This window comes from Rhodopseudomonas sp. P1, from assembly GCF_039642825.1.
GTDB classification, from domain to species: domain Bacteria; phylum Pseudomonadota; class Alphaproteobacteria; order Rhizobiales; family Xanthobacteraceae; genus Rhodopseudomonas; species Rhodopseudomonas palustris_H.
The window spans coordinates 1,006,521-1,031,181 of record NZ_CP088006.1; the positions used below are offsets into that span (position 1 = coordinate 1,006,521).

18 protein-coding genes are annotated in these 24,661 nt (G+C 64.9%); 8 read left to right on the forward strand and 10 right to left on the reverse strand.

All coding sequences use genetic code 11. The features are described from left to right. Positions 1–7: 7 nt before the first annotated feature. The 4 genes from LRC39_RS04660 to LRC39_RS04675 all read right to left on the reverse strand — a co-directional run bounded on the left by LRC39_RS04660 (position 8) and on the right by LRC39_RS04675 (position 3,375). Positions 8–859 carry an ABC transporter permease gene (locus LRC39_RS04660; protein WP_346296491.1) on the reverse strand — a complete coding sequence of 284 codons (852 nt, stop codon included), beginning with the start codon at positions 857–859 and terminating at the stop codon, positions 8–10. A 109-nt stretch (positions 860–968) separates the two neighbouring features. Next, on the reverse strand, positions 969–1,763 hold the full coding sequence (locus tag LRC39_RS04665; protein ID WP_264075575.1) for an ABC transporter ATP-binding protein: 795 nt from the start codon (positions 1,761–1,763) through the stop codon (positions 969–971). 210 nt (positions 1,764–1,973) lie between these two features. Then, positions 1,974–2,972, reverse strand: coding sequence for an ABC transporter substrate-binding protein (locus LRC39_RS04670; RefSeq protein WP_346296492.1), 999 nt, complete (start codon positions 2,970–2,972; stop codon positions 1,974–1,976). Positions 2,973–3,102: 130 nt separating this feature from the next. Continuing rightward, complete coding sequence (locus LRC39_RS04675) at positions 3,103–3,375, reverse strand: DUF7662 domain-containing protein (RefSeq protein ID WP_346296493.1); 273 nt, start codon at positions 3,373–3,375, stop codon at positions 3,103–3,105. 167 nt (positions 3,376–3,542) lie between these two features. On the opposite strand from LRC39_RS04675, the gene LRC39_RS04680 reads away from it, so the two are divergent. Beyond that, the gene (locus LRC39_RS04680) at positions 3,543–5,051 is read left to right on the forward strand and encodes a sensor domain-containing diguanylate cyclase (protein WP_346296494.1); all 1,509 of its coding nucleotides are present in this window, start codon (positions 3,543–3,545) and stop codon (positions 5,049–5,051) included. Positions 5,052–5,078: 27 nt separating this feature from the next. Here the strand turns inward: LRC39_RS04680 and galU are convergent, their stop codons facing one another. Beyond that, positions 5,079–5,954, reverse strand: a complete 876-nt coding sequence (gene galU / locus LRC39_RS04685) for a UTP--glucose-1-phosphate uridylyltransferase GalU (RefSeq protein WP_107343045.1) — start codon at positions 5,952–5,954, stop codon at positions 5,079–5,081. 123 nt (positions 5,955–6,077) lie between these two features. Next, positions 6,078–7,022 carry an alpha/beta hydrolase gene (locus LRC39_RS04690; protein WP_263990647.1) on the reverse strand — a complete coding sequence of 315 codons (945 nt, stop codon included), beginning with the start codon at positions 7,020–7,022 and terminating at the stop codon, positions 6,078–6,080. Positions 7,023–7,243: 221 nt separating this feature from the next. On the opposite strand from LRC39_RS04690, the gene LRC39_RS04695 reads away from it, so the two are divergent. Further along, positions 7,244–7,720, forward strand: a complete 477-nt coding sequence (locus tag LRC39_RS04695) for an Hsp20 family protein (RefSeq protein ID WP_107343047.1) — start codon at positions 7,244–7,246, stop codon at positions 7,718–7,720. A gap of 143 nt (positions 7,721–7,863) precedes the next feature. Here LRC39_RS04695 and LRC39_RS04700 read toward each other — a convergent pair whose 3' ends face one another. After that, on the reverse strand, positions 7,864–8,646 hold the full coding sequence (locus tag LRC39_RS04700) for a hypothetical protein (RefSeq protein ID WP_346296495.1): 783 nt from the start codon (positions 8,644–8,646) through the stop codon (positions 7,864–7,866). A gap of 460 nt (positions 8,647–9,106) precedes the next feature. Between LRC39_RS04700 and gltB the strand changes: the two genes are divergently transcribed. From gltB to LRC39_RS04725, 5 genes are all read left to right on the forward strand, one after another. After that, positions 9,107–13,834: a glutamate synthase large subunit gene (gene gltB, locus LRC39_RS04705; RefSeq protein ID WP_346296496.1), complete on the forward strand. Its 4,728-nt coding sequence runs from the start codon at positions 9,107–9,109 to the stop codon at positions 13,832–13,834. Between the two features lie 156 nt (positions 13,835–13,990). Continuing rightward, the gene (locus LRC39_RS04710; RefSeq protein WP_264054345.1) at positions 13,991–15,445 is read left to right on the forward strand and encodes a glutamate synthase subunit beta; all 1,455 of its coding nucleotides are present in this window, start codon (positions 13,991–13,993) and stop codon (positions 15,443–15,445) included. A gap of 444 nt (positions 15,446–15,889) precedes the next feature. Continuing rightward, positions 15,890–16,294, forward strand: a complete 405-nt coding sequence (locus LRC39_RS04715) for a DUF559 domain-containing protein (RefSeq protein WP_164639137.1) — start codon at positions 15,890–15,892, stop codon at positions 16,292–16,294. A 691-nt stretch (positions 16,295–16,985) separates the two neighbouring features. Then, positions 16,986–18,407, forward strand: a complete 1,422-nt coding sequence (locus tag LRC39_RS04720; protein WP_119019228.1) for a P-loop ATPase, Sll1717 family — start codon at positions 16,986–16,988, stop codon at positions 18,405–18,407. A gap of 70 nt (positions 18,408–18,477) precedes the next feature. After that, positions 18,478–19,014: a hypothetical protein gene (locus LRC39_RS04725; RefSeq protein ID WP_119019229.1), complete on the forward strand. Its 537-nt coding sequence runs from the start codon at positions 18,478–18,480 to the stop codon at positions 19,012–19,014. Between the two features lie 821 nt (positions 19,015–19,835). Here LRC39_RS04725 and LRC39_RS04730 read toward each other — a convergent pair. Further along, positions 19,836–20,612 (reverse strand): SDR family NAD(P)-dependent oxidoreductase, encoded by a 777-nt coding sequence (locus tag LRC39_RS04730; protein ID WP_346296497.1) that lies wholly within the window; start codon positions 20,610–20,612, stop codon positions 19,836–19,838. A 139-nt stretch (positions 20,613–20,751) separates the two neighbouring features. Between LRC39_RS04730 and LRC39_RS04735 the strand changes: the two genes are divergently transcribed. Continuing rightward, positions 20,752–21,486 carry an SDR family NAD(P)-dependent oxidoreductase gene (locus LRC39_RS04735; RefSeq protein ID WP_107354328.1) on the forward strand — a complete coding sequence of 245 codons (735 nt, stop codon included), beginning with the start codon at positions 20,752–20,754 and terminating at the stop codon, positions 21,484–21,486. A gap of 112 nt (positions 21,487–21,598) precedes the next feature. On the opposite strand, the gene LRC39_RS04740 is transcribed toward LRC39_RS04735, so the two are convergent. Next, positions 21,599–23,296 carry an SGNH/GDSL hydrolase family protein gene (locus LRC39_RS04740; RefSeq protein WP_346296498.1) on the reverse strand — a complete coding sequence of 566 codons (1,698 nt, stop codon included), beginning with the start codon at positions 23,294–23,296 and terminating at the stop codon, positions 21,599–21,601. Between the two features lie 146 nt (positions 23,297–23,442). Further along, the gene (gene dapA / locus LRC39_RS04745) at positions 23,443–24,360 is read right to left on the reverse strand and encodes a 4-hydroxy-tetrahydrodipicolinate synthase (RefSeq protein ID WP_346296499.1); all 918 of its coding nucleotides are present in this window, start codon (positions 24,358–24,360) and stop codon (positions 23,443–23,445) included. Between the last annotated feature and the right edge of the window lie 301 nt (positions 24,361–24,661).

The following is a 24,661-nucleotide window of genomic DNA, read 5'->3' on the forward strand; positions in this document are numbered from 1 at the left end:
TCGCCCGCTAATCGTTGAGAGCCGATGCCTCCGGCCGCCACGTCAGCAATCGCTTCTCCAGCGCGGTCAGCAGTCCTTCGGCGACCAGGGCCACCACGGCGATGACGATCATCGCGGCGAACACGCCGTTGGAGTCGAACGAGCCCTGGGCGGTGGCGATCAGCAGGCCCATGCCTTCGCGGGCGCCGAGGAATTCGCCGACGATGGCGCCAACCAGCGCGAAGCCGAAGCTGACATGCAGGCTCGCAAGGATCCACGACAGCGCCGAAGGGATCACCACTGAGGTCGTCACCTGCCACGGGCTGGCGCCGAGAATCCGCGCATTGGCGATCAGGTTCTTGTCGGCCTCGCGCACGCCCTGAAACGCATTGGCGAACACCACGAAGAACACCATCACCACCGCCAGTGCGACTTTCGACGCCGCGCCGAGCCCGAGCGCGACGATGAAGATCGAGCCGAGCACCACGCGCGGAATCGAGTTGGCGACCTTGATGTAGATCGAGAACACGTCCGACAGCAGGTGGTTGCGGCCGAGCGCGATGCCGCACAGCACCCCGAGCACCGCCCCGATCAGGAAGCCGGCGCCAGCCTCGTAGATCGTCACCCACACCTGCTGCCACAGCGGGCCGATCGAGGTGCCGTTCTGCATCCAGTCGATCAGCTTGAGCACGATGCCGCTCGGCTGGCCGAAGAAGAACGGATCGATCACGCCGAACCGTACGCCCAGCTCCCAGCCGGCGATCAGCACCACCAGCACCGCGAGCCGCAGCACCAGCACCAGCCGCGCCCGCCGCCGCATGCGGACAGCCATTGGCTCGGCGCGAATGCCGGCGGGGTTGTTCATCGATGTATCGGTCATCGGCTCGCCTCCACGTCATTGCGAGCGAAGCGAAGCAATCCAGGCCTCATCCGCGGCCTCTGGATTCCTTCGTCGCTGCGCTCCTTGCAATGACGGTCGCGTGGCATCTTCAATGTCCCGCCCTCGCGCGCAGGACTTCTTCGCGCAGGTCGTCGCTGATGCGGCGGGCGATGGCGATGAAGCGCTCGTCATAGCGGAGCGTGGCGACGTCGCGCGGGCGCGGCAGGTCGATGGCGTGCACCGACTTCACCCGCGCCGGACGCGTCGTCAGCACCGCGACACGGTCGGCCAGCAGGATCGCTTCGTCGAGGTCGTGAGTGACGAACAGAACGGCGGAGCGCGCCTGCGCCCACAGCTGCAGCAGTTCTTCCTGCATCAGTTCGCGGGTCTGGACGTCGAGCGCCGAAAACGGCTCGTCCATCAGCAGCACCTGCGGATTGTTGATGAAGGTCTGCGCCAGCGCCACGCGCTTGCGCATGCCGCCGGAGAGCTGATGCGGGTGGTGCTGTTCGAAGCCCTTCAGCCCGACGCGCCCGATCCAGTCACGCGCCTGGGCCTCGGCTTCGTTCTTGCCGATGCCGCGGAACAGCGGGCCGGCCATCACGTTGTGCAGCACGCTGCGCCAGGGAAACACCGCGTCCTGCTGAAACACGAAGCCGACGCGGCGATCGACGCCCTCGACCGGCGCGTCGAACAAGGTGACGCGGCCGGCCTGCGGCTTCGCCAGTCCGGCGATCAGTCCGAGCGTCGTCGACTTGCCACAGCCGGTCGGCCCGACGATGGCGCAGAACTCGCCGGGCGCGATCGACAGGTCGAAATCCTCCAGCGCCGACAGCACCTCGCCCGACGGCGTGACGAAGCGGCGGGCGACCTGATGGAGTTCGACGGCGGAGGGGCTAGTCATGAGCAACTACTCGCATCTGAAATAATGCGCGAGCCGCGAGCGCGGCGCGCTCCCTCTCCCGCTTGCGGGAGAGGGGTGGGGTGAGGGCGACGCGGGCACAGTGCCTGGGGACCCCCACCCCCAACCCCTCCCCGCAAGGGGGAGGGGAGAAGACGCGTCGCGTCACTCCATGCTCGTGTGTATTGGCCCGATCGACAGGCATCGCCGCCCTCACTGCCCAGCATTCGCCTTTGCCACGAATTCCGTCGTGTAGGTCTTCGACAGATCGACGGTCTTGCCCTGCAGGTTGGGCGAGAAGCTGGCCAGGATCTTGGCGACCGACTCAGGCGCGCCGCTCGGCATCACGCCATCCGGGGAGTACTGCACCTTGCCGTCCTTCAGGCCCTGGACGTAGAGCGCGCGGTCGCCGGCGTAGTAATCCTTCGGCATCTTGTCGGCGATCTCTTCGGCCGAATGCGCCTGGATCCATTTCAGCGTCTTGACGAAGGCGTTGACCAGCTTCTGCACGGTGGGCTTGTTGGCCTCCATCCAGCCGCGGTCCATGTACAAGCAGGCGGCCGGGTAGTCGCCGCCGAGCGCCTTGCGGGTCTCGTCCGGCGAGCGCAGGTCGATGCCGATCTTGGCGGTGCCGGAACTGAGCGCGCGCTGCACGGTCGGCTCGGTGGTCATGCCGGAGCTGATTTTGCCCTGCTGCATCGCCGCCAGGAAGGTGTCGCCGGCGCCGACCGGCACCAGCGTGTAGTCCTGCATCTTCAGGCCAGCCTTTGCGGCGAGCGCGCGGGTGAGAAAGTCGGTGGCCGAGCCGAGGCCGGTGACGCCGAGCGCCAGGCCTTTCCAGTTCGCCGGCTGCTTCAGTCTGTCCGCCTCGGCCGCCTTCACCAGCACGACCTCGCCGGGCGCGACCGAGAACTGCACCACGTCGGTGATGAACTTGCCCTTGGCCTGCAGGTCGATGGTGTGATCGTAAAATCCGACGACGCCCTGGACTTCGCGCGCCAACAGCGCGGTGGCGGCCTGCGAGCCCGAGGTCGAGTTGAACAGTTCGACGTCGAGGCCTTCCTCCTTGAAGAAGCCGAGCTGGGCGGCGAGCTTGGCCGGCAGATAGATCTGCTTGTCGATGCCGCCCACCATGATCTTCAGCGACGTCTGCGCAGCCGCCGGCACGGCGGTCAGCAGGACGGCAAACAGGGCGGCGACAACTCTGCGCATCGGCGTTTCCTCATGACGTTCGCGGCTCGCAGGCCCAGGCGGGCCGCGACGCGTGTCACGCATCAGGACGCGGGGTGCGGCAATCTGTCAATGCCGGTCGCGCGCGCCGCTGCGCCCGCCGCGGAACCCGTCAGCCGCGCCAGCGCGACCGTTCGGCCTTCATCCGCCGGAAGCGGACACCGGAGCCATCCGGCAGGCGGGTGGCGATGTAGCCGGCGGCGAGGCAGGCTTCGCGCTGCGGCATCTTCTCGTCGGGCGCATAGGTCGAATCCCACCACGCCGCCCGCTGCGCCGCGCGCGGCAGGTCGAAGCCGAGCATCTCCTCGATGGCGTCGATGCTGAGCACCAGCTCCGGGGCGGTCTGCTGCGCCAGATACTCTCGTAGGGGTTCGTAGGATTTCATCGGGCGCCGTGGTTGGTCGAAGGGAGCGGATGGATGGTCGTTTGGAGGACGCTAAGTGCGTTCTCCGGCCGAGTCCGGCGTTATGCGGTGAAACAGCGTGTTAACCCCGCATTACGTCAATAGCGCAACTTAAGCGCTCTGCAAGACATTGCGTGGAACCTGAGATGATGGACACGCACGCTCTGTTCGACAGGATCAGCAAGGAGCTCCACCGTCGGCGCCGGATGTCGGCGCGGGTGATGGTGATGTTTTCGCTGATCACCGTGCTGGGTTTTTCCGCTGTGTGCGGCAGCGTGCTGCTCGACATGCGGCGCGGCGCCGAAGAGCTGGCGCGGCAGACGCTCGAAAATCTCGCCGCCTCGATGGACGCCGACATCAATCGCAATGTCGAGCTGTACGACGCCTCGCTGCGTGCGGTCGCGTCCAATCTGGTGCTGCCCGAACTCCGCCAGGTCGACGCCCGCCTGGCGCGGCTGATCCTGTTCGATCATCCGGTCACCGGTCCGCATTTCGGCGCGATCCGGGTCTATGATGAGCACGGCAATCTCACCCGCGATTCCGCCCTGACCAACCCGCCGAAGGAGAACCGCGCGAACGAGCCGTTCTTCACGGTGCAGCGCGACGAGCCATATGCCGGGCTGTACATCAGCAAGCCGCAGCAGGTCGACGGCCACTACTCGGTGATCCTCAGCCGACGTGTCACCGGCTCCGACGGCACGTTTCTCGGCGTCGTCGCCGGCTCGATCAAGTTCGGTTACTTCCAGGACCTGTTCAAGCGGCTGCGGCTGCGCCCGCAGGACATGATCGCGGTGATCGCGCACGACGGCACCCTGATCGTCCGCACCCCGTTCGAGCCGGAGCTGATCGGCAAGAACATGCTGTTCACTTCGGGTGTGCAGAAGATGTTCAGCCGCCGCAACGGCTGGTTCGCCGGCACCGGTACGCTGGACGGCGTCCAGCGGATGTTCGTGTGGAGCGACAGCACCAAGCCGCTGGTGGTGCTGGTGGCCAAGTCGTGGAACGACATCTACGCGATGTGGCGCAAGGAGGCGATCTGGATCGGCATCGTGCTGCTGGTGCTGGCCGGCTTCGTCGCTGCCGTCACGGTGTTCTTCATCCGCGAGATCGAGCGCCGCGCCGCGGCCGAGCGCCGGCTCGAGGAGCTTGCCACCACCGATCCGCTGACCGGGCTGACCAACCGGCGCAAATTCGACGCCGCGATCGACACCGAGTGGCGCCGCGCCATCCGGCAGAACACGCCGATCGCGCTGCTGATGATCGATGCCGATCACTTCAAGGCTTACAACGACAGCTTCGGCCATCAGGCCGGCGACCAGATGCTGGTCGGGATCGCGGTGTGTATCGCCGACACCGTGCATCGCGCCGGCGACTGCGTCGCCCGGTTCGGCGGCGAGGAGTTCGCGGTGCTGCTGCCGGGGCTGACCGCGCCGGCAGCCGAAGCCATCGCCGAGACCATCCGGCGCAAGGTCGAGGAATGGTCGGATATCGAGGGCGGCGTCACCGTCTCGATCGGCGTCGCCAGCACCACGCCGATGGCCGCGCATCAATGGCACGATCTGGTCGAAGCCGCCGACCGTGCGCTGTATGCGGCCAAGGAACTCGGCCGCAATCGCTGCGTCGTCGCCGTGCGCGGCGAGGTCACGCTGGTGGCGTAACCTCTCCGGCGCTTCGGTGCCGCGCGATTACTTGTCCAGATAGCGTTTCATGTCTTCGATCAGGCCGGCGCGCAGGTCGTCGCGCTGCATCGCGAATGCGATGTTGGCGCGCAGGAAGCCGGCCTTCGAACCGCAATCGTGGCGTTCGCCTTCGAACTCCACGCCGTAGAATTTCTGGGTCTTCGACAGCCCGATCATCGCGTCGGTGAGCTGGATTTCGCCGCCGGCGCCGCGCTCCTGTGTCGCCAGGATCTTGAAGATTTCCGGCTGCAGGATGTAGCGCCCGGTGATCGACAGGTTCGACGGCGCGGTGCCGGGCGCCGGCTTCTCGACCATGCCGTCGACCTCGAACACCTTGCCGGTGCGCTTGCCGACGCCGCAGATGCCGTACTGATGGGTGCGGTCGGCCGGCACTTCTTCCACCGCGATGACGTTGGCCTTGTCGCCGAGCTTCTCGGCGGCCTGGATCATCTGCTTCAGGCAGCCCGGGGTGTTGAGCACCAATTCGTCCGGCAGCACCACTGCGAACGGCTCGTTGCCGACGATGTCGCGAGCGCACCACACCGCGTGGCCGAGTCCGTGCGGCGCCTGCTGGCGGGTGAAGCTCATCGCGCCCGCTTCCGGCTGGTCGCGCGCCAGGATTTCCATCTCGTTCTTCTTGTTGCGCTTCTCCAGCGTCACATCGAGCTCGAACTGGCGGTCGAAATGATCCTCGATCATGCCCTTGTTGCGCCCGGTGACGAACACGAAGTGCTCGATGCCGGCTTCCCGCGCTTCGTCGACGACGTACTGGATCAGCGGCTTGTCGACGATGGTCAGCATCTCCTTCGGCATCGCCTTGGTGGCGGGGAGAACGCGGGTGCCGAGGCCGGCGACCGGGAAGACGGCTTTACGGATTTTCATGATCTGGAAATCTTTCGAGAGGGACGGAAGGGCGAAACCGTACGGTCTTGCAGCCTGCAACCAAGGCGGATGTGTGAAGTTCCGAAACGCGGCGCGAAGCCTCGCCGGAGACAGAATGTCACATCAGAAAAGCGGCGTCCCCGGTACGAAAGCATCGAACGCCGCCCAGAATTGCTGGCGGTAACGATCCTGCTCCTGGAGAATTTCGTGCTTGGCGCCGGGGATCACCAGATGCGACCCGGCCCGCAAATGATAAGCGAACTCTTCGATCGCCGGCGTCGACACAACGCCGTCCATGCCGGCCGCGATCATCAGAATCGGCTGCCGGATCTGCGACGGATAGTTGGTCGCCTTGAAGGCGTGCATGGCGCGAAAGGCAGTGTCGGCCCACGCAACGGTCGGCGAGGCGAGGCCGAGGGTCGGGTCTTCGGCGACGATCGCGGCGTTGCGGGCGTAGCGTACCGGATCCGAGGTCAGCTTGTTGCCGACGAACGGCTCGGTGTTGGCGAGCACGTCGTTGCCACCCGGCACGTAACGACCGCCCTGGCCGGCCAGCCGCATCGCCCGCAGCAGCAGCCTGATCGGCAGCGCGGTGGTGTTGCCGGCGAGGTCGATCATCGGGGCCGACAGCACCATGCGGTCGAACCAGCGCTTGCCGGAGCGGGCGATGCGCAGCATCACCGCGCCGCCCATCGAATGCGCCAGCGCGAAATGCGGCGGCGGGCAGTCCGGCAGCACCACTTCGCGGACGAAGGTTTCGACGTCGACCTCGAAGTCGGCGAAGTTGCGCACGTAGCCCTTGCGATAGTCGCGTAAGCGTCGTTCCGAGTGGCCCTGGCCGCGCCAGTCGAGCGCCGCGACCGCAAAGCCGCGGTCGCGCAGATCGCGCACCGTCTCGAAGTACTTCTCGATCTGTTCGGTGCGTCCGGTGAAGACGCACACGGTGCCTTTGCGATGCCCCGCCGGCTCCCACCGCGCAAACCGCAGCTGCACGCCGTCGGGCGTCTTGATGAAACCGGAGACGGCGTCTTCGGGCACCGGATTGGCAGGAGTCGAGACGAGCGTCATGGACCGGGTCCGGAAGGGGAGCAAATGCCTGGAAAATCGGGATGAAAGCGGCGGGCGCGAACTGCTTCGGGCCCCCTCTTGAACCCCGAAACGCCCCTCCCATATCATTTCCGTGCAGGCCACACCAAGGGGTCAGGAACTGACTTCCCCGGCTGCACGGACAAGGCCCGGCCCGATGGCGGGCGGGTCATCACATAGTCGCTTCTAGGAGGACTTTGACCATGCGTAGCTTCGATCTCACCCCGTTCTATCGTTCGACCATCGGCTTCGACCGTCTGTTCAATCTGCTCGACCAGACCTCTGCGGATGCGGCCGCCCCTGGCTATCCGCCCTATAACATCGAGCGCACCGGTGAGAATGCTTATCGCATCACCGTCGCGGTCGCCGGGTTCTCTCCGTCCGAGCTGTCGATCGTCAGCAAGGAGAACACGCTGACCATCAAGGGCGAGAAGACCGGTGAAGAGGCCGGCAAGGCCGAAGTGCTGTATCGCGGCATCGCCGCGCGCGCCTTCGAGCGGGCCTTCCAGCTCGCCGACTACGTCACGGTAAAGAACGCCAGCCTCGAAAACGGTCTGCTGCACGTTGACCTCGTGCGCGAGATTCCCGAGGCGAAAAAGCCGCGCAGCATTCCGATCAGCATCAATGCGCAGGCCGGCCCGCAAGTGGTCACCGACAACAGCGAGAAGGCGGCCGCGTAACGCGCCGCCGGCTTGCGAACTTTCTTTCGCTGCATAGACCCCTAGCCAAGCAGGCGCCCCGGGCAGCCGGGGCGCTTTGCTGTTGGAAGACTGTTGCGGTCTGTAAGCGAGGGCACAACTCGTCTGAAAAGCCGATCGAGCGGCTACTCCAGCCCCTGCACCGGCGGCATTGCTTCGGTCGGGCGGATCGTCGCCGAGGAGGAGGGCTTGGCTCGCACCGGCGAGGGGCCTGCGGCGGATGGCACGGCGCTGGCCGGGCTCTGCACCGCTGCGGTGTCCTGTTTGGTGTCCTTGCCGGCGTCCTGCCTGGCCTGATCGAGCATCGGCTTGGAGCCGTCCTTGGCGGCGGCGTCGCCTGCGGCCTTGGCGGCTTTGTCGCCGGCGGGGTGCTGTGGCGCCGGGCGTGGGATCGGCGTGGCGGCATTGCGGTTGGCGACGCGGGCGACCGGCTTCGGCGGCCGCGGCGGATTGGTCTCGACGAACCGGGGCAGTCCCTGGATCCGGCCGTAACTGGCGACCGTCACCTCTTCCATGCGGTCGCCCATCTGCCAGGCCGGCATGAAGCGGACCAGACGGCCGGTGCGGGCGTCGATCACCAGGCGACCATCGTCACCGTCCGGATTGATCGCCGCCATGGTGTAGACCACGCCGCGCTGGCGCGGATAGCCGAGCGGCGAGAAGCCCTCGGCGCGGGCCGCGCGGGTGACCTCGTCCGGTGACAGCACCTCCAGCACCTCGGCCAGCGGGGCCGCGCGGCGCAGATCGCGCCGGGGCGGCGGCGGCATCGCCGCATACGAGCCCTGAAGGTCCGACACCCGGGTGACGGGCGGCCGCGCGGCGCCGCCGGCCGGTAGCGGATCGGCCATCGCCGTGGTCGCGGCGGTCGCGGCAAGACCCGCCGACATTACCCACCCCTTGAATTTCATAGCTTCATGCTCCCTGCAGCGCCCGCCCCGTTCTGGTGCGGGCGGGAGCCTCGCCGGGGAATTTGGCCTGGGCTTGGCCCAAACGCGGCGCATTTGGCGTGAATCCGCGGCAGCTGCGATCGCGTCGCTGCTGCAAAACCAAAGCCGAAACGCGCCGGAGCCACCATCGAATGGGGGACGTGGGCGCGCTTGTGTGCTAGACAAAAATTTGGCAAAGTCGTGCTAGGACAGCATCGCTGTCTCATTTACGGTGGTAGCCCGGCACGGGGTTTGCAGCGTCACGCGAGACGATTGACGTCGCGCGCGGCACCTGATTGTCCGTTGGGCGATATGGACACCGGGGTCTGAATACGCAAATCGTGGCTCGCAGAGCGCGAGCGGTGGCCCGGAGGGTGCCGCGAGCGTTCGAAGTGCGCCGATGCTGGATAGTGTATCCCCTCCCGGGATGAAGAGGACGAAGATGAGCGGGTCTGAGTGCGAGCGCGAAATTATGGTTGCCAATGCGCTGACGGCGGACTCGGCTGTCAAAACCACCGGTCCTGAGCACACCTGGCGTCCGCCGGCCGAAGGTCTGTACGACCTGTCGCGCGAAAAGGACGCCTGTGGCGTCGGCTTCATCGCCAACATCAAGGGCGTCAAGTCGCATCAGATCGTCTGCGACGCGCTGCGCATCCTGTGCAACCTCGAGCACCGCGGCGCCGTCGGCGCCGATCCGCGCGCCGGTGACGGCGCCGGCATCCTGGTGCAGATCCCGCACGCCTTCTTCAGCCGCAAGGCTACCGAACTCGGCTTCTCGCTGCCGGCGCCGGGCGAATACGCCGTCGGCGCGCTGTTCATGCCGCGCGAGACTTCGTGGCGGAAGGTGATCAAGAGCATCATCGAGGATCGCATCAAGGCCGAAGGCCTGACCTTCCTCGGCTGGCGCGACGTGCCGACCGACAACTCCTCGCTCGGCGAGACCGTGAAGCCGACCGAGCCTGCCAACATGCAGGTGTTCATCGGCCGCGGCACCGCGATCACCTCCGAAGACGATTTCGAGCGCAAGCTCTACATCCTGCGCAAGTCGATCTCGAACGCGATCTATCAGCGTCGCGAGCGCGCGCTCGCCGGCTACTATCCGGTGTCGCTGTCGTGCCGCACCGTGATCTACAAGGGCATGTTCCTGGCCGACCAGCTCGGCAAGTACTATCCGGACCTGCACGAAGACGATTTCGCCAGCGCGCTGGCGCTGGTGCATCAGCGGTTCTCGACCAACACCTTCCCGACCTGGTCGCTGGCGCATCCGTACCGCATGGTCGCGCATAACGGCGAGATCAACACCCTGCGCGGCAACGTCAACTGGATGGCGGCGCGTCAGGCGTCGGTGCATTCGGAGCTGTACGGCGAAGACATCAGCCGGCTGTGGCCGATCTCTTACGAAGGCCAGAGCGACACCGCCTGCTTCGACAACGCGCTCGAATTCCTGGTGCGCGGCGGCTACTCGCTGACGCATGCCGTAATGATGATGATTCCGGAAGCGTGGGCCGGCAACCCGCTGATGGACGAGAAGCGCCGCGCTTTCTACGAATATCACGCCGCTCTGATGGAGCCGTGGGACGGTCCGGCCGCGCTCGCCTTCACCGATGGCCGCCAGATCGGCGCGACGCTCGACCGTAACGGTCTGCGCCCGGCGCGCTATCTCGTCACCAAGGACGACCGCATCGTGATGGCGTCCGAAATGGGCGTGCTGAAGATTCCGGAGGACCAGATCGTCACCAAGTGGCGGCTGCAGCCCGGCAAGATGCTGCTGGTCGACCTCGAGCAGGGCCGCCTGATCCCGGACGAAGAGATCAAGGCGCAGCTCGCCGCCAGCCAGCCCTATGCCGACTGGCTGCATCGCACCCAGATCGTGCTGGAAGAGCTGAAGGACGCGCCGGTCAAGGGCCAGCGCTCCAACCTGCCGCTGCTCGATCGGCAGCAGGCGTTCGGCTACACCCAGGAAGACATCTCGATCCTGCTGACGCCGATGGCGTCGACCGGCGAAGAAGCCAACGGCTCGATGGGCAACGACACCCCGCTGTCGGCGCTCTCGGACAAGCCGAAGCTGCTCTACACCTACTTCAAGCAGAACTTCGCCCAGGTCACCAACCCGCCGATCGATCCGATCCGCGAGGAGCTGGTGATGAGCCTGGTGTCGATCATCGGCCCGCGGCCGAACCTGTTCGACACCGAAGGTCTCGCCGGCACCAAGCGCCTGGAAGTGCGTCAGCCGATCCTGACCGACGGCGACCTCGAGAAGATCCGTTCGATCTCCGAGATCGGCGATCCGCACTTCAAGTCGCGCACCCTCGACACCACCTTCCACTCCGCGCTCGGCGCTGCCGGCATGGAGCAGGTGCTCGACGACCTCAACGGCCGCGCCGAGTCTGCGGTGCGTGACGGCGTCAACATCATCATCCTCAGCGACCGCGCCGCCGGTACCGATCGGATTCCGATCCCGGCGCTGCTCGCCTGCGCCTCGGTGCATCATCACCTGATCCGCGTCGGTCTGCGCACCTCGGTGGGCCTGGTGATCGAGTCGGGCGAGCCGCGCGAAGTGCATCACTTCGCCTGCCTGGCCGGTTTCGGCGCCGAAGCCATCAACCCGTATCTGGCGTTCGAGACCATCATCGCGCTGAAGGACCGGCTGCCGGCCAAGCTCGAAGACAAGGAAATCGTCAAGCGCTACATCAAGTCGATCGGCAAGGGCCTGCTCAAGGTCATGTCGAAGATGGGCATCTCGACCTATCAGTCGTATTGCGGCGCCCAGATCTTCGATGCCGTCGGCCTGCGTCACGACTTCATCGCCAAGTACTTCGCCGGCACCCACTCGCAGATCGAAGGCGTTGGCCTCGCCGAAATCGCCGAAGAGACCGTGCGCCGGCATCGCGACGCGTTCGGTGACGCGCTGGTGTACAAGACCGCGCTCGACGTCGGCGGCGAATATGCCTTCCGCACCCGCGGCGAGGACCACGCCTGGACCGCGGATTCGGTCGCGACCCTGCAGCACGCGGTGCGCGGCAACTCGCAGGAGCGCTACCGCGCGTTCGCCAAGCTGCTCAACGAGCAGCAGGAGCGGCTGCTGACGCTGCGCGGCCTGTTCAAGATCAAGGGCGCGGAGGCCGAAGGCCGCAAGCCGGTGCCGCTCGCCGAAGTCGAGTCGGCCGCCGAGATCGTCAAGCGGTTCTCGACCGGCGCGATGAGCTTCGGCTCGATCTCGCGCGAGGCGCACACCACGCTGGCGATCGCCATGAACCGGATCGGCGGCAAGTCGAACACCGGTGAGGGCGGCGAGGAGCCGGATCGCTTCAAGCCGATGGCGAACGGCGACTCGATGCGTTCGGCGATCAAGCAGGTCGCCTCGGGCCGGTTCGGTGTCACGACCGAATACCTCGCCAATTCGGACATGATCCAAATCAAGATGGCGCAGGGTGCCAAGCCCGGCGAAGGCGGTCAGTTGCCCGGCCACAAGGTCGACGCCACCATCGCGGCGGTGCGCCACTCGACCCCCGGCGTCGGCCTGATCTCGCCGCCGCCGCACCACGACATCTACTCGATCGAAGATCTGGCGCAGCTGATCTACGATCTGAAGAACGTCAATCCGTCGAGCGCGATCTCGGTGAAGCTGGTGTCGGAGATCGGCGTCGGCACCGTCGCGGCGGGCGTCGCCAAGGCGCGCGCCGACCACGTCACCATCTCGGGCTTCGAAGGCGGCACCGGCGCTTCGCCGCTGACCTCGATCAAGCACGCCGGTTCGCCGTGGGAAATCGGCCTCGCCGAAACCCACCAGACCCTGGTGCGCGAACGGCTGCGGTCGCGCATCGCCGTCCAGGTCGACGGCGGCTTCCGCACCGGCCGTGACGTGGTGATCGGCGCGCTGCTCGGCGCCGACGAGTTCGGCTTCGCCACCGCGCCGCTGATCGCGGCCGGCTGCATCATGATGCGCAAGTGCCACCTCAACACCTGCCCGGTCGGCGTCGCCACCCAGGACCCGGTGCTGCGCAAGCGCTTCACCGGCCAGCCCGAGCACGTCATCAACTACTTCTTCTTCGTCGCCGAAGAAGTTCGCGAGCTGATGGCGAGCCTCGGTTACCGCACCTTCAATGAAATGGTCGGCCAGTCGCAGATGCTGGACCAGGCCGCTCTGGTGGCGCACTGGAAGGCCAAGGGCCTCGACTTCTCCAAGCTGTTCTTCAAGCAGAAGGCGGACAAGGGCCAGACGATCTTCCATTCGGAAGGCCAGGATCATCATCTCGACAGCGTGCTCGACCGCAAGCTGATCGCCAAGTCGCAGCCGGCAATCGACCGCGGCGCACCGGTGAAGTTCGAGATCGAGATCAACAACACCGACCGCTCGGCCGGCGCGATGCTGTCCGGCACCGTCGCCAAGCATTACGGCCACGCCGGCCTGCCGGCCGACACCATCCAGGTGCACCTCAAGGGCACTGCGGGTCAGGCGTTCGGCGCCTGGCTGGCGCGCGGCATCACCTTCGATCTCGAAGGCGAAGGCAACGACTACGTCGGCAAGGGCCTGTCGGGCGGCAAGATCATCGTTCGCCCGCCCGCGATCTCCGGCATCGTGCCGGAAGAGTCGATCATCGTCGGCAACACCGTGATGTACGGTGCGATCGAGGGCGAGTGCTACTTCCATGGTATCGCCGGCGAACGCTTCGCGGTTCGTAACTCGGGCGCGGTCGCGGTGGTCGAAGGTGCCGGCGATCATTGCTGCGAATACATGACCGGCGGCATCGTGGTGGTGCTCGGCAAGACTGGCCGTAACTTCGCGGCCGGCATGTCGGGCGGCGTCGCCTACGTGCTGGACGAGGACGGCAGCTTCGCCAAGACCTGCAACATGGCGATGGTCGAGCTTGAGCCGGTGCTGTCGGAAGAGATGATCAACGCCGGTGCGTTCCATCAGGCCGGCGATCTCGAAGCGCACGGCAAGGTCGACGTGTTCGCCGATCTGCTCGGCGCCGACGTCGAGCGGCTGCACGTGCTGATCTCGCGCCACGCCAAGTACACCGGCTCCAAGCGCGCCCAGGACATCCTGGCGAACTGGAAGAGCTACTTGCCGAAATTCCGCAAGGTGATGCCGGTCGAGTATCGCCGCGCGCTGCGCGAGATGAAAGCCCGCGCCGCCGAGGAGCCGAAGATCGCGATCGGGGCGTAGTTACACCAGCGCTTCCTCGTCATTGCGAGCGAAGCGAAGCAATCCAGAAGCTCCTTGCGTTGAGCTGGATTGCTTCGTGGCTTCGCTCCTCGCAATGACGGAGAGTGCGTGCCAAGACACAAAGTCGAAGACAAGAATTCGAGGCGTCAGAGTTCGATGGGCAAGGTCACGGGGTTTCTGGAAATCGAGCGGCACGATCGCGCGTATGCGCCGGTCGCCGAACGGGTGAAGAACTACAGCGAGTTCGTGGTTCCGCTCAGCGAGAAAGACCTGCGCGACCAGGCCGCCCGCTGCATGAACTGCGGCATCCCGTATTGCCACGGCACCGGTTCGCCGCAGCCCGGCGCGACGGGCTGCCCGGTCAACAACCAGATCCCCGACTGGAACGACCTGGTTTACAACGGCTATTGGCAGGAAGCCGCGCGCACCCTGCACTCGACCAATAACTTCCCGGAATTCACCGGCCGGATCTGCCCGGCGCCGTGCGAAGCGTCGTGCACGCTGAACATCGATGACAACCCGGTCACCATCAAGACGATCGAATGCGCGATCGTCGACACCGCGTTCGACAACGGCTGGGTCAAGCCGGAGATCGCCGCGGTCAAGACCGGCCAGAGCGTCGCGATCGTCGGCGCCGGCCCGGCGGGCCTTGCTTGCGCCCAGCAGCTGGCGCGCGCCGGACACGACGTCCACGTCTATGAGAAGTTCGCCAAGGCCGGCGGCCTGCTCCGCTACGGCATCCCGGACTTCAAGATGGAGAAGACTCTGATCGACCGCCGCGTCGCTCAGATGGAAGCCGAAGGCGTCACCTTCCACTACGGCGCGCCGGTCGGCGGCAGCGCTCCGGGCGCGGTCGATCCGGCCGAGCTGCTCAAGCAGTACGATGCCGTCGCGCTGACCGGCGGTGCCGAAGCGCCGCGCGATCTGCCGATCCCGGGCCGCGAGCTCGGCGGCATCCATTTCGCGATGGACTTCCTCACCCAGCAGAACCGCCGCGTTTCCGGCGAAGCCGTGAACGGCACCGACATCCTCGCCGCCGGCAAGAACGTGGTGGTGATCGGCGGCGGCGACACCGGTTCGGACTGCATCGGCACCTCGATCCGTCAGGGCGCCAAGTCGGTGACCCAGATCGAAATCATGCCGGCGCCGCCGGAGCGAGAGAACAAGGCGCTGACTTGGCCGAACTGGCCGATGAAGATGCGCACCTCGTCGAGCCAGGCCGAAGGCGCGCAGCGCGAATTCGCCGTGATGACGCAGTCGTTCGAAGGCGAGGGCGGCGTCGTCAAGAAGCTGAACTGCGTCCGCGTCGACGCCAAGTTCCAGCCGATCCCCGGCACCGAATTCGTGCTCGAAGCCGACCTCGTGCTGCTGGCGATGGGCTTCGTCTCGCCGGTCAAGGAAGGCCTGCTGACCCAGCTCGGCGTCGCGCTCGACCCGCGCGGCAACGTCGCCGCCGACCTGTCGCACTTCACCACTTCGGTCGACAAGGTGTTCGCCGCCGGCGACATGCGCCGCGGCCAGTCGCTGGTGGTGTGGGCGATCCGCGAAGGCCGCCTCTGTGCCCAGGCGATCGACCGGTTCCTGATGGGTAGCACGACGCTGCCGCGGTAAGCGGCGCCGTAGGATGGGTTGAGCGCAGCGAAACCCATCACAGCCTCGCCGCGCAGCGATGGGTTTCGCGTCGCTCAACCCATCCTACAGACGATCACTCACACAGGCGTCATGCGCGGGCTCGACCCGCCTGCGCGGCCGTACCCGCTTCGGCGCGGCGAAGGCCCGCGCATACATCGCGCGCATTAGCGCGCGATCAACATTACGTACGAGAAGAGTGATGGATTGCCGGGTCGAGCCCGGCAATGACGGTGGTGGGTGCAACGAGCTGCCGCCCAGCCGCAGCTTCTGCCTCCATGCTCCCGCTTCACGAAGCGGGTAGCCGGCCCGCCGGGTTCGCGGCACCCGCATCCAAAACGCGAATCTTACCCGCCTACTACCCGTCCTGGTTGACGGCGCACCCACGCGGATCGAAGCTCTTGCAGCCGAGCGAGAGGATCAGCCGTGGCCAGTGCCACCGCACGTGGACTTCGCAAGCGTCTCACGCCGCAGGAAACGCGGCTGTGGGCTGGGCTGCGCGGGCTCAAGCCGCGCGGCTATCACTTCCGGCGGAAGGCGCCGATCGGTTGCTATGTGGTCGACTTCGTCTGCTTGTCCGCCAGGTTGATCATCGAAGCCGATGGCGATCAGCACGCCATGCCGGCGTATTTCACCGCTGATCGGCAGCGCGGTGTTGTCCTGCGCCGTCAAGGCTTCCGTGTGCTGCATTTTTGGGATTCCGACATCGATCGATACTTCGACGGCGTGATGCAGACCGTGCTCGATGCGCTGGCGACTCCGGCCATTCGACCTCACGTGCCGCGAACCGGTCACTCCATCCATGAAGGAGCGGGAGAGCGTGGCGGGTGATAAGTGACGTCTGGCGTTGACGTCGAGTTGTGACCTCAGCCCACCCCGAGTCATTCCGGGCGCGACCGCTAGGTCGCTAGCCCGGAATCTCTTTGCTATCAGCAGCGCTGTAGGACGGGTTGAGCGCAGCGAAACCCATCACCGCCTCGCCGCGCAGCGATGGGTTTCGCGTTGCTCAACCCATCCTACAGACGGTCACTCACACAGGCGTCATGCGCGGGCTCGACCCGCGCATCCATCGCGCGCGTAACGCGCAACCAATACCAAGAGCACGGCCTCATCCTGAGGAGCCGCGGCGAAGCTCGAAGAGCGTAGCCGGGGCGTCTCGAAGGATGGATTGCCAGGTCAAGCGAGGCAATAACGCAGTCTTGTACGATGGGTTGAGCGCAGCGAATCCCATTATCATGCTTCGTCGAACTCGACGCCGCTGCGGGGGTAGAGGGCGCCCCCAGCTTTGGGTGTAACTTCGGCCAAGCAGAGTTTGGTAAAGCGTCTCAATCAATAGTCGTCTTTCAGTCAGTCTTGCCGTAGTCAAGCTTCGTCCCCCACGCGCTCAATGTGGGGCGGGTAGCCTCTGTGCGGCTACATCGCAAATGCAAACTCGGTCCAACTCTAAGTTGTCTTCGCCGCTTGCAACCGGCATCATTTCATAAAAAGGTACTGTTAGTGATTCGAATTCTGAGGCGATTGCATGCCCAACTTTGATGATCAAACGATCGAAGTACTATTCGGTGCTGACGATGCAGAGAACGAGGAGCCCGCGAGGTTTCTCGCTTATTTCTATTTCAATCGGGCGTACGATTCTCTTGTAGCAAATCTTCCGATACGCATCCTGGTTGGGCATAAAGGCGTTGGTAAGAGTGCGCTGCTGCGTCGTGCTTATCTAGATGATTGCGAGAAGAAGCATCCTTCAATCTGGATACAATCAAGCGATCTGAGTCCAATAAAAGATCGCGTATCAGCAGCGACGGAATTTTCCGGTCGAATTGAGGCATGGAAAAGAGAGATATTAATCTTTCTCACGACCGCTACTGTAGAGCAGGTGTTTGGTCAATCTCCTGAAGAAAATCGTACGAAGATCGCGGCCGGCTCGACTCAATCTCTTGTCAAGCTTTTAGGGAAGACTCTGGAAGAGGGGGAGCGGCGGGGATATCGGGCCGCCGCGATAAATCTGTATATCGATGATATTGATCGCGGTTGGGCTGCTCAGCAGAAGGACATAAGCAACATTTCTGCGCTCCTGAACGCAATGAGAGACATTGCGGGCATCGATAGAAGGATTCGATTCCGTATAGGTTTAAGGAGCGACGTCTATTTCCTCGTTCGTACGTCCGATGAGTCCACCGACAAAATTGAGCGCAACGTAATATGGCTTCGGTGGAATAACGATGAAATTCTGCGACTGGCAGCAAAACGTATCGAGACATTCTTCGGAGGAACTCCTTCAAACGAGGATCTGGCCAAAATTCAACAATCCCAAATCTCCCAGACTGTCCTTTCTAAGGTTATTGATCCAACGTTTCGCGGGCTAGGACATTGGAGCAAGCGCCCGATCCACGTGATCCTCACGTCGCTAACTCGGGCGCGGCCAAGAGATCTGGTGAAGCTATTCCAGGGGGCGGCGAAAAAGGCTCATGCCAAGAACCACCAGATAATTAGCTCGGAAGATTTGGAGAGTAGTTTTCAAGCCTATTCGCAAGATCGATTGCAGGACGTAATCAACGAATTTCGTAGCGAGTTGCCTGAAATCGAGAAGCTGTTGTTGCATATGAGGCCGACGAAGAAGCAGCGAAGGACTGCGGAAAGTTATCAATTTACAACGGATCAGCTCAGTGTGAAATTGCAGGAGATAATGGGGCACGTATCTTTGAGATTTACCAATGGTCGTTATGTTACGCCGAGAAGTCTTATTCAGTTTCTTTATAAAATTGACTTCATAACGGCAAGGAAAGAGGATCTCGCAGGAAAGATCGATCGAAAATACTTCGACGAGAGTAGATTCTTGGCCAGCGAGATTGTTGAGTTTGGATATGATTGGGAGATACATCCAGCTTATCGATGGGCGTTGCAGCCGCAAGACATTCAGGACGTTATCGATTCATTGAGAGGTTAAGTAATTGTTCCCAAAGTGGTCGTCATTGCGAGTTATTGGAAATTCGCTGCCCGCCCGTTTGGCAGTCGTCATGCCGTTCGTTGGCTATATGATCCTGTTCAACGACAAATTGGTTGATGCTCTTAAGTTGGTTGCGGACGTGCTTCCTTCCTGTGCTGACAAGGCTTGTGTGGTGGCGCTCAATCTAGCTAATCTTTATCAGCTTTATTTTGGACTAATGTTCATCGGTGTCGCTTCCTTCATTTATCAGTTGGTGTGTCACCCGCACATCAAGCGCTTCGATTCGGCCGAGGCGTTCACGTTGGCTGTCCGAGGCGTTGCTACCACCTCTGATCTTCTTGCGTATCACGCCGTTTCAGACCGTATTTTGAAGCACAGTTCGACTCGGGACTTTGTCGCAGGTGAACTCGGCAGCGTTGACTCGGAGGCGGTTAAACTAGGTATCTTGAACGAGTACTACCGAGCTCTCGATGTGGCGCACAGTCTTACTCGGGGCGGCGTGTCTCTCTTGTACGGTATCGGTCTGACCCTAACATTAGCGCCGTCCCTAAGAACGGCTTGGCGGATTATCAGTTCGCTTGATCTTATTTCCAATCTTCATTTCTGATAGCTGCCTCACTTTCCAGATTGACAAGCGCTGATACAGGATTATATTCCGATTACCCTCTCCCATCGAGGGGCGCCTCCGGAGGCGTCTTGAGGCGGGGAGAGGGGCGGCGTCCTGCGTTGCGTGGTTCGCAGCCACGTGGCCCGGGAGGCCGAGGGTCACCGTCCGCCGCTACTACGAGCGGCCGCCGCTTCAGAGGCTGGACGGGTACAGTGGAGGCCGGGGAAAGCCCGCAAGCTCGCTGTGTCCCGGAAGAACGGTCCTTCGGCCCAAAGATCGCCGCGGTGGGCGCGCCGTGAGGCGTTGCGCGAGGGATCGCAAGCCCTCGCGACAAGATCCACCCTTAGCGCCGCACGGCGCGCCCCAGCCCCTCGCTGCGATAGCGACGGGCGCAGAACTCGGGCTCATCGAGCCGCGAGAGCGATTGGCCGTGGCTGTTTGACAGTGTGGAACGGAGAATGGGATGAGGCCGTGCGCTTACGCCGCGCGGCTGCGGCATCGCCCGACGTGATCGGGCGATCTGGTTGCAGAGCGTTGCTGTGATGGCGTGCCCTGATGTGACCGCTCGTGAATACTCGATCCCCGCCTGCGCGGGGATGACGGCTGAGGATGGGGCGGCGCTATCAGGTACAAACTATCCACGAGTCATTCCGGGGCGCGCAGCGAAGCTGCGTGAACCCGGAATCCATAGCCCCTGTGTTCGCGGTTACGTGGAGGCACCCGTTACTACGTCTTTGCCGCATCACTGATGCTGCGGCGTATGGATTCCGGGTTCGCGCTTCGCGCGCCCCGGAATGACAAACGTGAGGATCATGTGATCCTCACGCATTCCGCGCCATCAAACCACCGTCGACCGGGATCACCGCGCCGGTGATGAACGATGCGGCGGGCAGGCACAGGCTCAGCGTCATGTGGGCGACTTCTTCCGGGTCGCCGTAGCGGTGCAAAGCGGTGCGGCGGCGGGCGTATTTCTGCTTGTGGTCGGCGCTGATGCGGTCGGTCATGCCGGTGGTGATCGGGCCAGGGCAGATGCAGTTCACGGTGATGCCTTCTGGGCCGAGCTCGACTGCGAGCGAGCGCGTCAGTCCGGTGACGCCGGCTTTTGCTGCCGAATACGGGCTGTGAGTTGCGGTGGCGCCGAGCGCTTCGGTCGAGGCGATGTTGACGATACGCGGGGATTGCGACTTGCGCAAATACGGCAGCGCGGCGCGGATCACACGCGGATGCGCGGTGAGCAGAATGTTGAGCGCGCGCTCCCACACCGCATCGTAGTTCGTATCATCGATCGGCAGCGCCGCCGAGATGCCGGCATTGTTGATGACGATGTCGAGCCCACCGAGTGATTGCGCGATGTGCTCGACGCCGCTCTTGATCGCCTGCGCGTCGCCGACATCGAGCGCAAACGCGGTCGCATCGCCGCCGCGCGCCTTGATGGCGTCGGCGACCGGCTGCGCGCCGGCGAGGGTGACATCGGTGACGGCGACGCGTGCGCCTTCGTCGGCGAACACGTGCGCGGTGGCGCGGCCCATGCCGCTCGCGGCGCCTGTGACGAGAACGCGCAGGCCTTTGACGGAACGGCTGAGCGGCTTGTACGACATCGGTTTCCTCCGGTTGTTTCTTGTTGCGGAATGTGCGGGCGCGCGGCGCGCGTGCCTTCCGATTGACAAGGCTGGCATCGATCGACACACAGGTCAAACGTCGCGCAGACGACGAACAACAACAAACAGGAGGACGCGCGTGAACGATCTCGATTTCAGTGGCCAGCAGGTGCTGGTGGTCGGCGGTTCGAGCGGCATCGGCAACGGCATCGCGCAGGCGTTTCGCACCCGCGGCGCCAAGGTCTGCGTCACCGGCACGCGCGCGGCGCCGTCGGACTACTCGGCTGAAGACGGCAGCCATTTCGACGGACTGACTTACGTGCAGCTCGACGTCGGCAAGGCGCAGGCGGTCGACGCATTTGCGCCGCCGATCGAGCGGCTGGACATTCTGGTGCTGGCGCAGGGCGCGGTGATCTATCGCCGCGGTGAGTTCGAGATGGATGGCTTCCGCCACGTGATGGAAGTCAACCTGATGAGCCTGATGGCCTGCGCGGCGAAATTCCACCCGCAGCTCAAAGCGGCGTCCGGCAAGCTGATCATCGTGTCGTCGACCGCGGCGTTCCACGCCACCAAGGGCAACCCGGCCTACAACGCGTCGAAGACCGGCGCTTACGGCCTGACCCGGACGCTGGCGCAGGCATGGGCCGAGGACGGCATTCGCGTCAACGGCATCGCGCCGGGTCTGGTCGATACCAAGATGACCAAGGTCACCACCGACAACCCGAAGCGGCTCGCCGGCGCGATCGAAGGCATTCCGATGAAGCGCCTCGGCACGCCCGAAGACATGGCTGGCGCCGCGCTGTTTCTGGCGTCGCCGCTGTCGGCCTATGTGCTCGGCCAGACGCTGGTGGTCGACGGCGGGCTGATTTTGTAACGGAGCTCGTAGGATGGGTTGAGCGCAGCGAAACCCATCCTGCGAACTAACCAGTCGTCATTCCGGGACAGGCGCAGCGCGGCCCGGAATGACCACAGGAGGGGCGTGCGCCTCAGCGGAAGATCGAGAAGAAGCCCGACGCGCTCGGCGGCGGGGCGCGTCGGCCTTGCTGCTGCGGCGGACCGCCGAAGCCGAAGAAACCGGATGCGGTCGGCGGCGGGGGCGGCGGCGCGGAGCGGGCGACACGGCGCTGCTGTTGTTGCTGCTGCGGCTGCGATCCCGCCGAAGCGCTCGGCGCGCCGCCGCTGGGCTTGGCGCTTGCCACCGGCGTCTCCGGCTTCGGCTGTTCCTTCGGCGGCGGCGGCTCCTGGGCCTTTTCAATCGACACTTCCCGGCGCGGCCAGACATCGTCGTCGGCGCGGCCGGCGGGCGCCGACAGCGGCTCGCCCTTCACCAGCGTGCGCGCAACCAGCGCATCGACCGGCGCCGGCGCGGTGCCCGGGCCGCCGAGCAGGCGGTCGGTCGACACTGAGGAAGCGACCAGCGGCAGGATCGGACCGGCGGCCGGGCGCGGCGCGGGACCAGCCGGGGGCTTGGCGGCCGTATCGGGCGCGGCCGGTTCGGTCGGCAGGGCGATCGGGCCGCTGCGCGCTGCCAGCAGGCGGGCGATCTCGCGCTCGGCGTAATGCGCCAGCTTGCGGGCGCCGGCCTTGGTGAAATACACGCCGTCATACGAGCGCAGCCGGCGGATCTGGCCCTCGAAGTCCGGGCCCTGCAACACGTAGCGGCCGCCTTCGTCGACGAAGCCGTCCCAGACGTCCACATAGGTGATGCCGGCCTTGGCGGCGCCGTCGCGATACAGCGCGTTCAAGAACTGCATGTCCGAGGTCGCCTTGGTGCCGCGCACCGCGGGCAGGCCGACCCACAGGATCGGGACGTTCTTGGCTTTGAGGACGTTGATCAGGTCCTCGATCTTCTTGGCATAAAGCTCCGACCAGCGATCCTCGCGGAACTGGGCGACGCCGCCTGCGGCGCGCTTGCCCTTTTCGTTCATGATCCGCAGCGAGTCGTCGTCGTCCTCATCGTCATCCGCCGCGGCGTTGTCGGCAGCCTTGTCGTCCGGCTTGGCGTCGGTTTTGCCGTCGGGCTTCGCGTCGGTTTTGTTATCTGTCTTGTTGTCCGTTTTAGCGTCCGGCTTGGCCTCCTCGCCGGGCTTGGCGGCGGCCTTGTCGTCCTTCTTCTTGTCCTTCTCGGGAGTCGCCTGTTCGCGGATCGCAATCCGGTCCGACAGGCCGAGCATCACCACGATCGCGTCCGGGTTCTCCTGGGCGATCACCTCTTTGGCGGCGGCGACCCAATCCGACGGCTCACCCTTCGGCGCGTAGCGGAGCAGGCCCGAGATGGTCTTGAACTTGCGAACCACGCCCATTTCGGGCTGCTCGGCGTAAGCCTGCTCCAGGCCGTAGCCGAGCCAGTCCGCCATCGAGTCGCCGAGCACCAGCACGGTCCGATCCGGGATCGTCTCGCGCTTCTCGGGCGCGGGCGCCTTGGAATAGTCCTCGCGCGGGGCGGCACGGCGCTGCGGCTGGTTCTGATGGAACGGCTGGAACACGTCGTTGCCGAACCAGCCGAATCCGCCGCCACCGCCGCCGCCACGCTGCTGGCGGGCGGGCGGCGGGCCGCCGAAATCGAAGAACTGCGCCGAGGCCGGCCCGACGATGCCGAACAGCAGCACGCCGGCGACCGCGAGCGCGCCCAGCGGGCCGCGCTCGGTAAAGACGCCAAAGAAGGATCTCGGCTTGTCGGACATGCGGATCTTGCGCAATCGCCACCGGAAGAACGGAAGCTGATCCCTATACTAGCGGATTCGGGCCGCAACCGGGCAGCTTTCGCCGGCTCCATAAGGCGGTCCCGGCCGCGCCCGTCAAGGGCTTCGGCCGGGCCGCATCGGACCGTCTAAGCCGCGGATCGGCCGGGCAGGAACCGCGCATCGAGGGCGGCGGCGAGCGCGGGCGACACCGGTGTCATCGGCAGCCGCACCTCCGGGCTGTCGATCAGCCCCCGCCGCCACAGCGCATGTTTCACCGGCGCCGGGGACGGCTCGGCGAACAGCAGCTTCGGCAGGTCGGCGAGGCGTTGCCATTCGGTCGCTCCGCCGAGCCGATCGCCGGCCTGCAGCCGAAGCATCATCGCGGCGAACGCTTCGGTCTCCAGATGCGCCGAGGCCAGGATCGCGCCGTCGCAGCCGCGGCTTAAGGCATCGAATGCCAGCGCATCCTCACCGGTGAGCACCGCAAAGCCCGGCGGCCGCAGCCGCAGCAGCTCGGCGGTCTGCGCAGGATCGGCGCAGCAATCCTTGACGCCGACGATGTTGGCGCGCTCGGCGAGCCGCAGCATCGCCTCGTTCTGCAGATTGACGCCGGTGCGATACGGAATGTTGTAGATCAGGATCGGCCGCGCGGTGGCGTCGGCCGCGGCTTCGAAATGCAGCACCAGTCCCTGCTGCGAGGGGCGGGTGTAATACGGGCAGGCGATCAGCACGCCGTCGGTCGGCCAGCGCGCAGTCCGCGCCAGGGTCTTCACCAGCTTGCGCGTGTCGCTGCCGGACAGCCCGAGATACACCGGAAGCCTGCGGCCGCCCGCCGCCAGCGCGTCGGCGGTCAGCATCACCAGGCGTTCGAGCTCCGTCTCGTCCAGTGTCAGCCCTTCGCCGGTGGTGGCGCCGAGGATCAGCCCGTCGAGCGGTGCCCGCGCGTAGTGGGTGATCAGCCGGCGCAGCGATGCGGCGTCGAGCGCGCCGTCCCGAAACGGCGTGATCAGCGGCAGCCACAGCCCGCGCGGCTGTTCGGCTGTCGCGTCCAGGGGCGTCTCCATCTTCGGTCTCCTGAGAGGTCGGGCCGGAGGCGGAGCTTGCAACAAAAAACCCCGTCGAAACCGGCGGGGTTGGGTGCATGCGTGAAGGCGAGATTGATCTATCGCGCGCGCAAGCTACCGGCCCCTGAAGGAGCGCGGGCTTTCGATTTCAAAGCAGCGGCACGGCAGATCATGCCGCGGAGGATGGGCGGCGCGCTGCCGGGTGTCAAGCTGGGCGCCGGTCTTCGGCCTGCGCGTCTGCCGCAAACAATGCCGTGAACGGGCCTGCTCACTCCGCCGTCGTCAGGAACATCGCGGCACC